This is a genomic window from Haloarcula mannanilytica, assembly GCF_005406125.1.
Classification (GTDB): domain Archaea; phylum Halobacteriota; class Halobacteria; order Halobacteriales; family Haloarculaceae; genus Haloarcula; species Haloarcula mannanilytica.
The window spans coordinates 94,871-108,115 of sequence record NZ_BIXZ01000002.1; the positions used below are offsets into that span (position 1 = coordinate 94,871).

Here is a 13,245-nt window from a genome sequence, read left to right on the forward strand (position 1 = left end):
AAAGCCACGCCCTCGTCCGAAACCCACAGGGGGCTGGACCTCTGAGACCAGGGCGATGTCGAATGGTGGTCCCCTCCGCCGCCTGCTGACTGCGTTCCCTGCGATGCTGGCCAGCGCAGGGCTCGTCGACCGCGAGAAGGCGACAGCCGCAACCGACCTCGCCGCGCCGGTGATGGTCACGGGCGGCCTCCGCATCCTTCTCCGACTCGCCGATTTCCTGATGGTCGGCCTGGCGCTCGGTGACGCGGCCATCGCCGGCCTCGAACTCGGCTTCCAGTACTACTTCGTCGGGTTTGGGCTCTCCCTGGCGGTGTCCTCGGGGACGATAAGCGTCGTCTCGCGGCTGCAGGGAGCCGACCAGCCCGAGCGGGCGAACCTCGCGGTCAAGCAGTCGCTGTGGATCGCGCTGCTCATTTCCGTTCCGCTGTCGGCGATCTGCTGGCGCTATCCGGAGCTACTCGTGGGGGTTCTCACCGACGACCCGACGACCATCCGCCTCGGTGCGACGTATCTGGCTATCGTGATGCTGTCGCTGGCTCCGCGGTTCTGGAGCATGGTCGCCGCCCGCGCGCTGGCCGGCAGCGCCGACACCCGAACGCCGATGTACGTCCGCCTGCTCACGCTGCCGACGAACGTCCTGCTCAACGCCGTCCTCATCTTCGGCGTCGGCCCGTTCCCCGAACTCGGTATCGCCGGCGCTGCGTGGGGAACGGCCATCGCGAACACGCTCGCAGCAGCCATCTTCCTCGCGCTGTTGCTGTCCGGGCGCTACGTCGTCACGCTCCGGCCCGGCGGTCCGCAGTTCGATACCGGGCTCATGCGGGAGATCGTCCGCGTCGCCCTGCCGCTGTCGGGAATGCGGCTGCTCCAGACGTTCGCCCGGTTCCCGTTCCTGTTCATCCTCGGCGTGCTGGGGACGCCGACGCTCGCGGCCTACGCCATCGGCCGCCGGGTCATGCTGCTCGCGCTGATGCCGGCGTGGGGCTATGCGACCGCCGCGTCGACGCTGGTCGGGCAGTCGCTCGGAGCCGGTGACGAGGGGGAGGCGACCGCCTACGGCTGGCAGACGCTCCGAGTCGCACTCGCCGTGCAGCTCGTCGCAGCGTTCTTGCTCGTCGTGTTCGCGCGGTCTATCGTCTCCCTGTTCGGAACCGCCTACCCCGACCTTGCGGCGACGTTCGTCCGCGTGTTCGGCCTGCTCGTCGCCGGCTTCTCAATCTCTCGGACGATGCGGGGCAGCCTGCGTGGGGCCGGCGACACCCGCTGGCCGCTGTACGGAACGTTTCTGGGCAGCTACTGCTACCGGCTCCCGGTGGCTGCCCTCGCCCTCCCGTCGTCGTTCGTCGTGACAATTCCCGTTCTCGGCATCGCCGTCTCGCCGGGGCTCGGGCTCGGACTGCCGGCTATCTTCGCTGCGCTCGTCGGCGACTTCTACCTGAAAGCCGCGGTCAACGCGGGCCGGTTCTGGTCCGGCGGGTGGCGTGACGTTGCCAGGCGGTCGGGCGTGGGCACGGCCGACGACTGAGCCGAGGCGTTTCTCAAGTTTTAATGTCCGGCCCGAGATACTCATTGGCATGAGCAAGGCCACGAAAATCGTCCTCGGAACCATCGGCGTGTCAGCACTGCTGTCGATCGGCATCGTCATCAACCTCGTTCTGTTCTCGGCGTAGATGTTCACCGAGCGTTCACTGTCCGGCGAACTGCCGACAGTACGTGAGGCCTACGCCCCGGACGCGCTCGTACTGGACTGTGACCGCGACTTCGAGACGCTCGACCCCGCAGTCGCAGAAGAGTTGTTGCTGGTGACCGACAGCCTCGATCAGATTTCCTACGACGGCGCGTGGCTGCCGACGACGGCCCCGGAAATCCTCCAGGAGTACGTCGGGAACGACCTCACCATCGGGATGCCGGGCGACGGCGGCGTCGCCTGGACGCGACAGACGGTCCCGCCCTGCGTGTTCGTCAAGCCGCGACTGGAAACCTCGCCGGACGCCTTCGTCTCGTTTCTCATCGCCGAGGCGCTGGTCGAAGTCAGCCTCGACGAGCCCGAGCATTTCCTGGGTTTCTTCCGCGAGCAGTACCCGGCGTTCGTGACCGCGACCGAGGACTACCTCGACTCGAACGCCCGGTACCAGCTCGCAGCAGCCCTTTACACAGCGTATCTCGGACGGCAGACCCGACCAGAATTCGCCGACTGGGCCGACGACTACCCGGACCTGTACGCAGCGTGGAAGGACGCAGGTGAGCGCCTGCAACCCCGCCTCGAAGACCTTCCGAGCGAGATTGCACAGGGCCAGACAGAGTTCGCCGCGGCCGCCGAACTCGCCTGTAGCGGTATCAAACACGGGCTTGACCTGCCCGCGCCCTTCGACGCACTCGACACCGACGCCTATCTGGACCACGGCGCGGACTACGCCGTCCAGTGGGCCGAGACGACCTTCGAGAAGATGGAGTGACGCAGGTCCGTTTCGGTGGGTCGGGGGATTACGATTTAATACGCTGTATTACAGCCGCTCCAGCACCGCGTCGGAATCGTAGTTGAGCGTCAGCTCCCGCGAGCGGCCGCGACCCTCAACGTTGGTGTAGTCGGCGTCGATGATGTCGAGCTGGTCGAGCTTGTTGATTATCTCGGAGTAGCGGGTGTAGCCCAGGTCCGTCTGCTCGGAGAAGGCGTCGTAGATGTCGCCGGCCTGCTGGCCGTCGTGGGCGGCGATGACCTCCACGAGCGCGGTTTCCGAGTCCGACAGCTCCCGCAACCGACGGGAAAGGTGGACGTATTTGGACTTGTCGTAGGCCTCCTCGACATCCTGAGTTTCGACCGAGCGTGAGGCGCGCATCTCGGCGTTCATCCCGGCCCGGCGCAGGAGGTCGATGCCGACCCGGAGGTCCCCGCCCTGCTCCTCGGTCAGTTCGGCGACGCGGTCTAACACTGTGGGACCGACGACACCCTCGTTGAACCCCCGCTCGACGCGCTCGCCGAGGATGTCCGCGATTTCGGCCTGGCCGTACGTGTTGAAATACACCTCCTCGGGGCGGAACACGGACTGGACACGGGTATCGAGCGCGTCGATGACATCCAGTTCGAGGTCCGAGGAGACGCAGATGACGCCGATTTTCGCGCCGGAGTGGGCTTCGTGGGCACGTAACAGCGAGTACAGCGTGTCGCTGGCCTCGCTCTCGTAGAACAGGTAGTTCACGTCGTCAAGGGCAACGACGAGCACCTCGTCTTCCTCAACCAGTTTGTCGGTGATCTGGGAGAACAGCTTCTTGAAGGAGATGCCCGAGGACGGCGGCTCGTAGTCGAATATCTCGGCAAAGAGCCGTGAGAAGACGGCATAGCGCGTCGAGTCCATCTGGCAGTTCACCCGCACAGTCTTCACGTCCGTCTGGGCGGTCAGTTCGTCGAACAGAATCTGGACGGCCGTCGTCTTCCCCGTCCCCGGCGGCCCGCGGGCGATGACGTTGAGCGGGCGCGACCCCCGAACGGCCGGCCGGAGCGCATACTTCAGCGTCTCCATCTGGGTGTCCCGGTGTTTGAACGTCTCCGGGAGCCAGTCGATCTCGAAGACGTGTTCGTCCCGAAAGACGGACTCGTCCCAGCCGAGCATCCGGTCCTCGGGGTCGTCGCTCATCACTTTCACCGAGCTTCGCGGCGCACTTAACCATTTGCCACAGGTTCACGAGCAGTGACAGGTGTGGCGTCGCTCGGTTTCGCTGCTACCACTACTCGAATTTCCCGAGCAAATCGCTGTAGAAGCCGTCGTTGTCGGCCCCGTCGTCGGCGAGCTTCTCGACGATGAGCTCCGGTGTGGAGCGGGCGAGTTTCCCCTTCACCGGCGAGCGCTCGACGCGCAGTTCGCCGTCTTCGAGTCCCTTCGCTTCGATGCCGTCGATACTGATGTCGGTTTCGGCGGCCGCGCGGATGTCGCGTGCGAGGTGCGAGACGAAAATCGCCGTGGCCTGCCGTTCACCGAGCGCTTCGAGGATACCAGCCATGATCTTCGCGCTGGCTCCGGGTTCAGTTATCGACTCCAATTCGTCAACCAGCACCATCACCGGGCGGTTTTCGGTCCCGGCCGCTGGCCCATCAGTAGCGGCATCGTCGTCTGGGTCTGGATTGCGGTGGTCAACGTCCGCAACGAGGTCTCCGAACTCCCGGAGCGTGGCCTCGAACGCACCAGCGTCGAGCGTCCCCTGTGTCTTGGCGTGGTAGTGGAGTTCCGAGACGCGGCCGACGCGGGCCGACTCCGCGGGGACGGGCAGGCCCATGTGGGCGAGCGTCGTCACCAGCGCGACGAGGTCAAGCGTCGAGGTCTTGCCACCGCTGTTGACCCCCGAGAGGACGGTCACACCCTCGACGGCGTAGTCGACCGGCTCGACGGCCTCGAAGGGCACGTCAAGCAGGGGCGAGCGCCCGCCCTCGATGGCGATGCCCTCGGACTCCGTGAGGTCGGGCATCGTGCAGTCGAAGTCCGCGGTGAAGCGGGCGATTGCAAGCTCCACGTCGAGTTCCAGCGCGGCGTCGACCAGCGCCGCGGCGTCGTCGCGCATCTCGGCGAGATCGTCGGCCAGTTCCCGCTTTCGTCGGGTCGCGCGCTGGTCGCGTGCGGCGGTCAGTTCCTCACGAAGGCGGCTGACGACATCCTCGCTGTGTTCGACGGGATAGGCCGGCTCGTCGGGGAACGCTCGTCGCGCCGTCGCCTCCATGTCCCGGAGCGCCAGCGCATCGACGAGGTGGTCGCGGGCCTTCTCGACGGCGGCGGCGTACTCGTCGGCCAGCTCCCGCTGGAGCAGCGAATCGACGCCCGCGCCGCGTTCGACCAGCGACAGCAGGTCCGTCCCCTCGATGGTCACGTCCTGTTCTTCGATAGCTTCCCTAAGGTGGTCGTTGGCGACGCTCTCGGCGGTTGACACCGCCGCGTCGAGGTCGTCGACAGCGGTGGCGAGGCGGTCGAGTTCCTCGTCGCCGCTGACGCTCCCGTCCTCGTCGAGCTGGTCCAGCGCCGACAGAAGCGTGTCCAAATCACATGGCGCGTCGAGGGCGGCGACGCGGTGGACCTCCGCGGCGGCCCGTATCCGGTCGCGGTTCCGGGCGAAGAAGGTGAGCACGCGCTCGGGGACAACGGATTCGGGCTCCTCTAGCGCGTTCGGTTCCACGCGCACATCGCCTTCGATGTCGACGCCGGCGAAGGCCTCGTCCAGCGCGACGACGGTCGAGTACGACCGGGCCAGTTCGGCCAGCTGGCGGGCGTCGTCGACGACCTCGACACTGACCTCCGGAATCGCCGCCTGTGCGTCCGCGTAGCGCTCGGCGTCGCGGGTCGCCAGACATCGGTCCCGGACCCGCACGTCGCCGGGTTCGGAAAGCGGTTCGACGGCCGACAAGGCGTCGAGGACCGCCGCGTCCGGTTCTCGTTCCATCGCCGCCTCGGCGAAGGCCCGAACTTCCTCGATGCGGCTGCGGACGCCGCTGGGATAGATCGTCTCCAGTCGCTTCGCGGCGTAGTCGGTCACCGTCCGGTCGGTCAGCAGTGCCAGTGCGTCTTCGTGGATCTCTCTGGCGCGTTTCGTCGCGGTGAACCCGCCGGGGTCGTCGTGTTCGGCCCGGATTGCGCCGCGAGCGATGCGGGCGGCCCGGCCCTCGCTGATGCCCGGGGCGCGTGCGAGCGACGCCACGTCGCCGTCCCGGAGTGCCGCCTCCGGGTCGTCTAGTTCCCGGAGCGCCGCGGCTGTCTTTGCCCCGACGCCCGGAACCGATTCGAGCTCCATCTGCCCGCTCATTCGACGCCAGCGAGAAAAAACCCGTCGCCAGTGGTTCCAGCAGCGACACGAGCGCCACCCAGCCGAACACCGAACGCGAAGGCGTTTTTGCGCTCCGCCGAGAAGGGAGTCCTATGTCTGCTGTTTCGGAGAAGCTAGCGGCCGCCCGCGAAGACCTCGAATCGCGTGATGGCGTGCTCATCGCCTTCTCCGGTGGTGTGGATTCGAGTGTCGTCGCCGCGCTGGCCCACGACGCCCTCGGCGACGACGCCATCGCCTGTACTGCCAAGTCCGAGACGTTGCCCGCCGCGGAACTGGACGACGCCACGCGCGTCGCCGAGGAGATCGGCATCCGTCATGAAATCGTGGAGTTCTCCGAACTCAGTAGTGATGAATTCATCCAGAACGACGACATGCGGTGTTACCACTGCCGGTCGATGCGGCTGGGCGCGATGTACGACCGCGCCCGCGAACTCGGCATCGACGTGGTGTGTGACGGGACGAACGCCTCCGACGTTGGCGAGGGCCACCGCCCCGGCCTGCGCGCCGTCGAGGAATTGGACGCCTACTCCCCGCTGCTGGAGCACAACATCGAGAAGTCCGAGGTTCGGGAGATCGCCCGCGAGTACGACCTCTCCGTGGCCGACAAGCCCTCGATGGCCTGTCTCTCCTCGCGGATTCCAACCGGCCTCGAAGTTACCGAAGAGCGCCTCTCCCGCGTCGAGAAGGCCGAGCGCCTCCTGCGGACCTGGGGCTTCGAGCAGTTCCGTGTGCGCGACCACGACGGCCTCGCCCGCATCGAGGTCGGCGAAGCAGAACTCGAAACCGCGCTCGACCCCGACTTCGTCCGCACCGCCCGCGACCACATCGAAGACTGTGGCTTCGACCACGTGACGCTTGACCTCCATGGCTACGAGACAGGAAGTGTAAGCCCCGAAACCGAGGAGCCTGCGGAAGAAGAGACCGAGGACGTGGTCAGCAACGTCTTCGACGCCGACTATCCCTCCGTCGACTGAGGGGCGTACCGACGCTCACTCCAGCAGGTCGCGCCAGCCGGTCAGTTCTTCCCCGACCAGTTCCGGGTCGTCACTGTCGAGTCGAATCTCGTTGACGGCGCAGTTGTCCTGTGAGTCTTTGGCCAGCGCCGCGTCGGGATCTCTGTCCGTGAGCTTTGCCAGCAGGACCTTGATGACGCCGCCGTGGGTGACCACCAATGTCGTCTCGCCCGGACCGGTAGTCGAGACCGCTCGGTCCCAGGCCGACTCGACCCGCCCGCGGAAGGTCGGGATGCCCTCGCCGCCCTCCGGGGCCGCGTCGAGCGAGATGACGCTCGCCGTCCGGTCGTGGTCGGGGTACTCCGCCAGCAGTTCCTCGGCGTAGAGGCCCTGGACGGTGCCGAAGCCGCGCTCGCGCCAGTCGGCGTCGAACTCGGGGTCGGGCAGGTCGTCGGCCGCACCGCGGGCCGCGGCGGCCGTCTCGCGGGTGCGCCGGAGGTCCGAGGCGAGGACGCGGTCTACGTCGTAGCGGTCGTCGAGCCACGTGCCGAGCGCCGTGGCCTGCTTCTGTCCCCTGTCGGTCAGCCGGCTCGGGGCCCACCCCTGGATGCGCCCGTCGCGGTTCCAGGTCGTCTCCCCGTGCCGGACGACGAGCAGGGTCCCCACGTTACGCCTCCGCGGCCCGTCGCCGCATGACGACGATGCCGACCTCGTAGAGCGCGATGAGCGCGGCGGCGACGGCGACGGCGGCCGTCCGGCCGAGGCTGAACTGGTTCACCAGGCGGAACAGCGTCGGGTCGGGGCTGCCGAGATAGCCGACGACGATGGCGACGGCCCAGACCGGCAGGCGAGCGGCCCGGAACCCACGCCAGAGTTTGACCGAGCCGTAGTAGTTCTTGTTCGCGTAGGCTAGCGCCTCGAACAGGACGATCATCCCACCGCCGACGAGCATCGGCGTGGCGTTGCCGAGGCCGGCGGCCGCCAGCGTGTCGGTGACGGCGGCCGGGAGCTGTTCGTAGTAGCCCGTCGGCACCGGGGCGGGGCTGAGGACGTAGCCGGCGAGGGCGAAGACGAGCCACGCCGCGGGACGGCGAGCGGCGAGGTCGTCGGCCGTCGGGACCGGCGAGGTGCTACCCGTCCAGCGAAGGAGCAGCAGGGTTCCCTCGAACAGGCCGATCATCGTCACGGCGACCATCAGCGGGGCCATCCCGGTCGGGTCCGGGCTGAACAGGAACGCCACAGCGGCGAACCCGCCCCAGAAGTACAGCCGCCGGTCCTGAAGCCACTGGCGGGTCGTCACGCCCATCATCACCGCGAGCATCACGAACAGCGGAATCTGGAAGATGAGCGCGAACAGGCCGAGCATCAGGATGATGAGGTTGAACGTCTCACTCAGGCCGAACGCCAGGTCCGCCGCGCGGTCGGAGTAGGTGATGAAGTAATCGAACATCGCCCGCAGCACGGCGAAGTACGCGAAGCCGACGCCGACGGCTGCGAGCACGAGGCTGGTCGGGACTGCCGCGAGGTAGTAGCGCCGCTCGCGGGGGTACAGCCCCGGCCGCATGAACAGGTACGTCTGGTAGACGAACACCGGCAAGGCGGCGATAAAGCCGACTAACGAGGACACCTTCAGTCGCGCCAGAATGAGCGCGAGCGGGTTGTACACGTGCGGGCAGTCCGCACCGGCGACAGTGCTTCCCTCGGCGTCCGTCACGACCTGGCCGCAAGCTTCGGCGGGTCCGTCGAGGAACGAGTACCACAGGAAGTTAATCAGTTCGTCGGAGTACGGCAGGGCGATAACGGCAATGACTGCCATCACGCCGACGACGACGAACAGCCGCATCGCCATCTCCTCGACGTGGTCGGCCAGGGGCATCTCCTCGTCGTCGGGCGCGCCCTCGTGGAGCACTTCGTCGTCTTGCTCGTAACTTGACGGCGCCGACCCGCCGCCGTGTGTCGGCGTGGCACTGCCGCCAGCACCAGCCGGCGACGGCGTCGACTTGCCCCAGTCGGTCGGCACGTCCGCCGGCACAGCGGCCGTAACGTCCGATGCGTCCCGGTCGAACAGCCCGGCGTTAGATTCAGATTCGGTCGGAGCGGCGTGAGAGCCCACAGTGTTCTCGTCGCCGCCGGCCGGTGCGGGAGCGGGGCCGGTTACCTCCTCGGTCTCCCGGCTGGCGTCGGCCTCAGCCACAGGGTCAGTCTGTGGCGTCGAGTCGTCGGACTCGTCGTCAGACGGTAGTAGCGGCTCTTCGGGCCCGCGACGCTCGTCGTCCGCGTCACCGTCCTCCATCTGTCCCCGGCTTAGACGGTGGGTGTTGTAAACTTTCTTTTCGAGCAGTGGCTGTCATCGGGATGAATAAATTGATAACGCACACTGGGCTAGGCACAGAGAAGATGGCGAGTGCTATCGACGAGGACACCGTCCAGACGGTCCAGAGCGGGCGCGCCACGCTCGGCGCGATGCTCCGCTCGGCGCAGGTGCACCTCCAGAAGGTGTTCATCGTCTTCGTCATCGGGATGATCGGCACGATCATGGCGCTGCAGTACGGCGTCTGGGACACGCTACGTCAGGATCTGCTGTACTCCCAGATGGACCTCACCACCCAGGAGGCCACGAGTATCGTCGCGGTCACGCCCTTCGACGTGATTCTCCTGCAGGTGAAAATCGGCGCGGTCATCGGGATTCTCATGGCCCTGCCGCTGCTGATTTACTTTGGCCGCGACGGCCTCCGTGAGCGCGGCTGGTGGCCGGCCGAACACATCCCGACCTGGAAGGGCGCGCTGTTCGTCACGATAAGCCTGGGGCTGTTTTTCGGCGGCGTCGCCTACGCCTACGAGCTGTTCTTCCCGCTGATGTTCGACTTCCTGGCCGGCGACGCGTACGAGGCCGGCTTCACGCCGCAGTACTCCATCGTCAAGTGGTTCCAGTTCGTCTTCCTGCTTGCCGTCTCCTTCGGACTCGCCGCCCAGTTGCCCCTCGTGATGACGGTGCTTTCCTACACCGAAATCGTCCCCTACGAGACGTTCCGGGACAAGTGGCGCTACGCGGTCATGGGCATTTTCGCCTTCGGCGCGCTGTTCTCGCCGCCGGACCCCTTCACGCAGATCATGTGGGCCGCGCCGCTGTGTGGCCTCTACGGCATCAGCCTCGCGTTAGCGAAACTCGCGATGCTGATTCGCCGCTCCGGTGATCTGGTCAGTACGCGAGCCGTCGCCCGCGAACACTGGAACACGATTCTCGGCGGCGGGGTGCTTGGTGGCGGCGTGGTGTACTATATTCTCGGGACCGGGGCGTTCCAGTACGTCCAGCAGTTCGCCGAGGTGTTCCCCTCCGACCGCCTCACCGGGGACATCCAGCCGCCGGCGCTGTTCGGGCTACCCGTCGAAAGCACGGCGGTGCTCATCGCCGCCGTGTTCGGTGCCCTCGGTGCTGTCGTTGTTCTTTACTACCACGTCCTGACCGCTCTCTCTGAGAAGGCCGGTCCCGGCCAGGTCGGGGACCCGTCGGCCATCGACATCGGCGAACTCAACGCCTCGGCCGTCGAGGTCGCCCCGCCGGAAGTGTTCGAGGAGATGGCTGAACACGAGGCGCTGGCCCACGCAGACACCGCTCTGGCGAACGACGACAAGGAGAAGGCACAGGCCGTCCTCAACCGCTGGGACATGGCCCACGAGGACGACGTGGAGGGCGAGGGCGAAGCTGGCGAGGGAGCGGACGGGACCGCAGACGGTGAACCAGAGCAGGAGTCCGGCGTGTTCACCTCGACGACCGCCGGCATGGTCGACGCCTTCACCGAGGACGAGACCACCGAGGACGAGATCGGCGGCTACTACTACGACATCCAGTTCATCCTCAGCGCGCTGGCCTCCCGGGCGTTCGTGATTCTGGGCATCTTCGGTGCGGTGCTGGCCGCCGCGTTCCTGTTCCTCTATCAGGGCGGTATCGGCGCGATACAGCGGACCTTCGTCAGTCGACTCCCGCCGGAGATGGCCGCCGACGTGAGCATCGTCACGCTCCACCCCGTCGAGCACCTGGTGTTCATCGTCAAGTTCTCGACGATCCTCGGGGCCGTTTCTGTTATCCCCGTGGTGCTGTACTTCGCGTGGCCGGCGATGCGCGAGCGCGGCCTCGTCATCGGGAACCGCAACATCCTGGGCATCTGGGGCGGAACGCTGTTCGCCGCGCTCATCGGCGGGAGCCTGCTCGGGTTCCTCTACGTGGCCCCGATGACCATCTCCTGGATCGCCTACGACCAACTGAACTCGAACATGGTCATCGCCTACCGGGTGAGCAAGTTCGGCTGGCTCGTGTTCTTCCTCACCATCGGCATCGGCCTATTGGCTGAGATTCCAGTGACGATGTTCCTGTTCCACAAGGGCGGCATCATCCCGTTCCGCCTGATGTACGAGCGCTGGCGGGAGGTCGTCATCGCCATCGTCGCCCTCTCGGCGATTCTCTCGCCGAGCGGCATCTTCACGATGTTCATCGTCGGCATCCCGACAGCACTAGCGTACATGCTCGGCCTCGGCATCCTCTGGGTGTACACGCTCGGGGGCCGGCGGACGACGAACCGCCGTAGCGAGCCGGCTGACTGACAGCCACTCGCACTCGCCACAGCGAATCCGCTGGCCGACACCACGTGGCAGACGAGTATTCTTATACGACTCCCGTAGTACGCTACGGATATGCCCAAGATAAGCGTCGAAGTCCCGGCCGAACTGCTGAACGACCTCGACGAACACGTCGGCGAGGACGGAAAGTTCGTCAACCGAAGCGAGGCTATTCGCGCCTCGGTCCGGAAGACGCTCGACATTCTCGACGACATCGACGAACGGCAGGGGCGACTCGACGATGAGCAGTGAGCGGTCCGAAGCAGTCCGCGTCGGTCTCGTCGCGCTGTTCGTGACGGCGCTTGTCACCTCGCAGGTGACCGCCTCGAAGCTGCTCGCGTTCTCGCTACCGTTTTCGCTCCCGCTTGTCGGGTCGACCCTCGTCCTGCCTGGGGCCGCGCTGGCGTACGCGCTGACGTTCTTTGCCTCCGACTGCTACGCCGAGCTGTACGGCCGCCGGGCCGCGACAGTCGTCGTCAACGTCGGCTTCGCGATGAACTTCGTCCTGCTGGCGCTGGTCTGGAGCACGATCCTCGCGCCCGGACTGCCCCAAGGGGCACAAACCGTCGACCTCGCAGCCTTCCGGAACGTCCTCGGAGCCAGTACAGCCATCGTCGTCGGAAGCCTATCGGCCTACATCGTCAGCCAGAACTGGGACGTGTTCGTCTTCCACTGGCTCAAAGACCGAACGGACGGCGAGAAACTGTGGCTCCGCAACATCGGTTCGACGGCCTCCAGCCAGCTTATCGACACGGTCATCTTCGTCGGCGTCGGCTTCGTCCTGTTTCAGGGCATGCCGCCGGCCGAAGCGCTGGTACTCATCGTCGGCCAGTACCTGCTGAAGCTCACCATCGCCGTCGTGGACACGCCGTTTGTCTACGCCGTCGTCGGCTTCGCCCGGCGCAACGATGTCGTCTCGACTCCAGCACGGGCCGACTGAAAAACGACTGCCAGCGGCTCACTCGACCGGTTCCGCGAACGCGTAGCGGGGCTTCACGTCGTCGATCCGCACGTCGACCGTTTCGTCTTTCTCAACATCGCTGACGAACACAGTGAAGTTGTCTACTTTCGCGATGCCGTCGCCCTCCTCGCCCATGTCGTCGATGGTGACCTCGACAACATCGCCCTCGCGGACCGGTGCAGTGAGGCGGTGTTTGGCGACCAGATACAGCTCCGAGGAGGAATCACGTGAGGCGTCGGGGCGAACCTCGCGGACGTACTCGAACTCCGGCTCGATGTCGGCGATGAGGTCATCGAGGTCCTTCCCGTCGAACACCTTCGCACAGAAGTCCCCGCCGGCGTCGAGCAGGTCCGTCGCCACCTCGAAAGCCTGCCGGACCAGGTGGACCGAGCGGGCGTGGTCCAGGTCGTACTGGCCGGTCATGTTCGGGGCCATGTCGGAGATGACCACGTCGACCGGGCCGCCGCTGCCGTCGCCCTCGCCGACGATCTCGCGGATCTCGGCTTTCGTGCTGTCCTCGGTCATGTCGCCGCGAACGTACTCGACGGTCGGCTCGGGGTCTTCTAGCTCGTCGATAGTCTGGCGGTCGACGCCGACCAGCGTGCCGCGCTCGCCGATGCGCTCGGCCGCGACCTGCATCCAGCCACCGGGTGCGGCTCCGAGGTCGACGACGGTCCGTCCCTCACCGAGGAGGCCGGCCGTGTCGTCCAGTTGCTGGAGCTTGTAGGCCGACCGGGCGCGATACCCCTCCTGTTTCGCTCTGTTGTAGTAGTCGTCTTTGCCCGACATGGTTAGCACACACCGCGCTGTGACACGTCTCGAACGCCGAAATGCGGCGAAATCGCAGTCATAGTACGATGAAGGCGGTCAGGGCTGAAATGGATGCCGACTCGGGTTTTCCGGGTTCCAGACACC

Annotated in this window: 12 protein-coding genes; 7 read left to right on the top strand and 5 right to left on the bottom strand. The window is 66.3% G+C overall.

Going from position 1 to position 13,245, the window contains the following annotated elements; all coding sequences use genetic code 11:
- The first annotated feature begins 55 nt into the window (after positions 1 to 55).
- From Harman_RS07635 to Harman_RS07640, 3 genes are read left to right on the top strand one after another with little or no spacing between them, the layout of a single operon-like run.
- A complete protein-coding gene (locus Harman_RS07635; protein ID WP_137683222.1) occupies positions 56 to 1,525 on the top strand; it encodes an MATE family efflux transporter in 1,470 nt (489 codons plus the stop codon).
- Between the two features lie 49 nt (positions 1,526 to 1,574).
- A complete protein-coding gene (locus tag Harman_RS22240; protein ID WP_008306998.1) occupies positions 1,575 to 1,670 on the top strand; it encodes a hypothetical protein in 96 nt (31 codons plus the stop codon).
- Complete coding sequence (locus tag Harman_RS07640) at positions 1,671 to 2,456, top strand: DUF7089 family protein (protein ID WP_137683223.1); 786 nt, start codon at positions 1,671 to 1,673, stop codon at positions 2,454 to 2,456.
- A 48-nt stretch (positions 2,457 to 2,504) separates the two neighbouring features.
- Here Harman_RS07640 and Harman_RS07645 read toward each other — a convergent pair whose 3' ends face one another.
- A complete protein-coding gene (locus tag Harman_RS07645) occupies positions 2,505 to 3,632 on the bottom strand; it encodes an ORC1-type DNA replication protein (RefSeq protein WP_137683224.1) in 1,128 nt (375 codons plus the stop codon).
- A gap of 91 nt (positions 3,633 to 3,723) precedes the next feature.
- Positions 3,724 to 5,769, bottom strand: a complete 2,046-nt coding sequence (locus tag Harman_RS07650) for a helix-hairpin-helix domain-containing protein (RefSeq protein WP_137683225.1) — start codon at positions 5,767 to 5,769, stop codon at positions 3,724 to 3,726.
- Positions 5,770 to 5,894: 125 nt separating this feature from the next.
- On the opposite strand from Harman_RS07650, the gene larE reads away from it, so the two are divergent.
- Positions 5,895 to 6,776 carry an ATP-dependent sacrificial sulfur transferase LarE gene (larE, locus tag Harman_RS07655; RefSeq protein ID WP_137683226.1) on the top strand — a complete coding sequence of 294 codons (882 nt, stop codon included), beginning with the start codon at positions 5,895 to 5,897 and terminating at the stop codon, positions 6,774 to 6,776.
- Positions 6,777 to 6,791: 15 nt separating this feature from the next.
- Here the strand turns inward: larE and Harman_RS07660 are convergent, their stop codons facing one another.
- Both Harman_RS07660 and Harman_RS07665 read right to left on the bottom strand, forming a co-directional pair.
- On the bottom strand, positions 6,792 to 7,421 hold the full coding sequence (locus tag Harman_RS07660; RefSeq protein ID WP_137683227.1) for a histidine phosphatase family protein: 630 nt from the start codon (positions 7,419 to 7,421) through the stop codon (positions 6,792 to 6,794).
- Between the two features lies 1 nt (position 7,422).
- Positions 7,423 to 9,048, bottom strand: coding sequence for a twin-arginine translocase subunit TatC (locus tag Harman_RS07665; RefSeq protein ID WP_137683228.1), 1,626 nt, complete (start codon positions 9,046 to 9,048; stop codon positions 7,423 to 7,425).
- A gap of 104 nt (positions 9,049 to 9,152) precedes the next feature.
- On the opposite strand from Harman_RS07665, the gene Harman_RS07670 reads away from it, so the two are divergent.
- From Harman_RS07670 to Harman_RS07680, 3 genes are all read left to right on the top strand, one after another.
- Positions 9,153 to 11,354: a twin-arginine translocase subunit TatC gene (locus Harman_RS07670; RefSeq protein ID WP_137683229.1), complete on the top strand. Its 2,202-nt coding sequence runs from the start codon at positions 9,153 to 9,155 to the stop codon at positions 11,352 to 11,354.
- A 90-nt stretch (positions 11,355 to 11,444) separates the two neighbouring features.
- A complete protein-coding gene (locus Harman_RS07675; RefSeq protein ID WP_137683230.1) occupies positions 11,445 to 11,621 on the top strand; it encodes a ribbon-helix-helix domain-containing protein in 177 nt (58 codons plus the stop codon).
- Positions 11,611 to 12,309 (top strand): queuosine precursor transporter, encoded by a 699-nt coding sequence (locus tag Harman_RS07680; protein ID WP_137683231.1) that lies wholly within the window; start codon positions 11,611 to 11,613, stop codon positions 12,307 to 12,309. The genes Harman_RS07675 and Harman_RS07680 overlap by 11 nt, the downstream gene beginning before the upstream one ends.
- An 18-nt stretch (positions 12,310 to 12,327) precedes the next feature.
- Here the strand turns inward: Harman_RS07680 and Harman_RS07685 are convergent, their stop codons facing one another.
- Positions 12,328 to 13,119, bottom strand: a complete 792-nt coding sequence (locus tag Harman_RS07685; RefSeq protein ID WP_137683232.1) for a 23S rRNA (uridine(2552)-2'-O)-methyltransferase — start codon at positions 13,117 to 13,119, stop codon at positions 12,328 to 12,330.
- Positions 13,120 to 13,245: the final 126 nt, after the last annotated feature.

Bases quoted from the DNA above. Each gene is read 5' to 3' on its own strand.
- Harman_RS07665 (WP_137683228.1), bottom strand. From the start codon at position 9,048: ATGGAGGACGGTGACGCGGACGACGAGCGTCGCGGGCCCGAAGAGCCG.
- Harman_RS07680 (WP_137683231.1), top strand. From the start codon at position 11,611: ATGAGCAGTGAGCGGTCCGAAGCAGTCCGCGTCGGTCTCGTCGCGCTG.
- Harman_RS07650 (WP_137683225.1), bottom strand. From the start codon at position 5,769: ATGGAGCTCGAATCGGTTCCGGGCGTCGGGGCAAAGACAGCCGCGGCG.
- Harman_RS07635 (WP_137683222.1), top strand. From the start codon at position 56: ATGTCGAATGGTGGTCCCCTCCGCCGCCTGCTGACTGCGTTCCCTGCG.
- Harman_RS07675 (WP_137683230.1), top strand. From the start codon at position 11,445: ATGCCCAAGATAAGCGTCGAAGTCCCGGCCGAACTGCTGAACGACCTC.
- Harman_RS07670 (WP_137683229.1), top strand. From the start codon at position 9,153: ATGGCGAGTGCTATCGACGAGGACACCGTCCAGACGGTCCAGAGCGGG.
- larE (WP_137683226.1), top strand. From the start codon at position 5,895: ATGTCTGCTGTTTCGGAGAAGCTAGCGGCCGCCCGCGAAGACCTCGAA.
- Harman_RS07640 (WP_137683223.1), top strand. From the start codon at position 1,671: ATGTTCACCGAGCGTTCACTGTCCGGCGAACTGCCGACAGTACGTGAG.
- Harman_RS07685 (WP_137683232.1), bottom strand. From the start codon at position 13,119: ATGTCGGGCAAAGACGACTACTACAACAGAGCGAAACAGGAGGGGTAT.
- Harman_RS07645 (WP_137683224.1), bottom strand. From the start codon at position 3,632: ATGAGCGACGACCCCGAGGACCGGATGCTCGGCTGGGACGAGTCCGTC.
- Harman_RS22240 (WP_008306998.1), top strand. From the start codon at position 1,575: ATGAGCAAGGCCACGAAAATCGTCCTCGGAACCATCGGCGTGTCAGCA.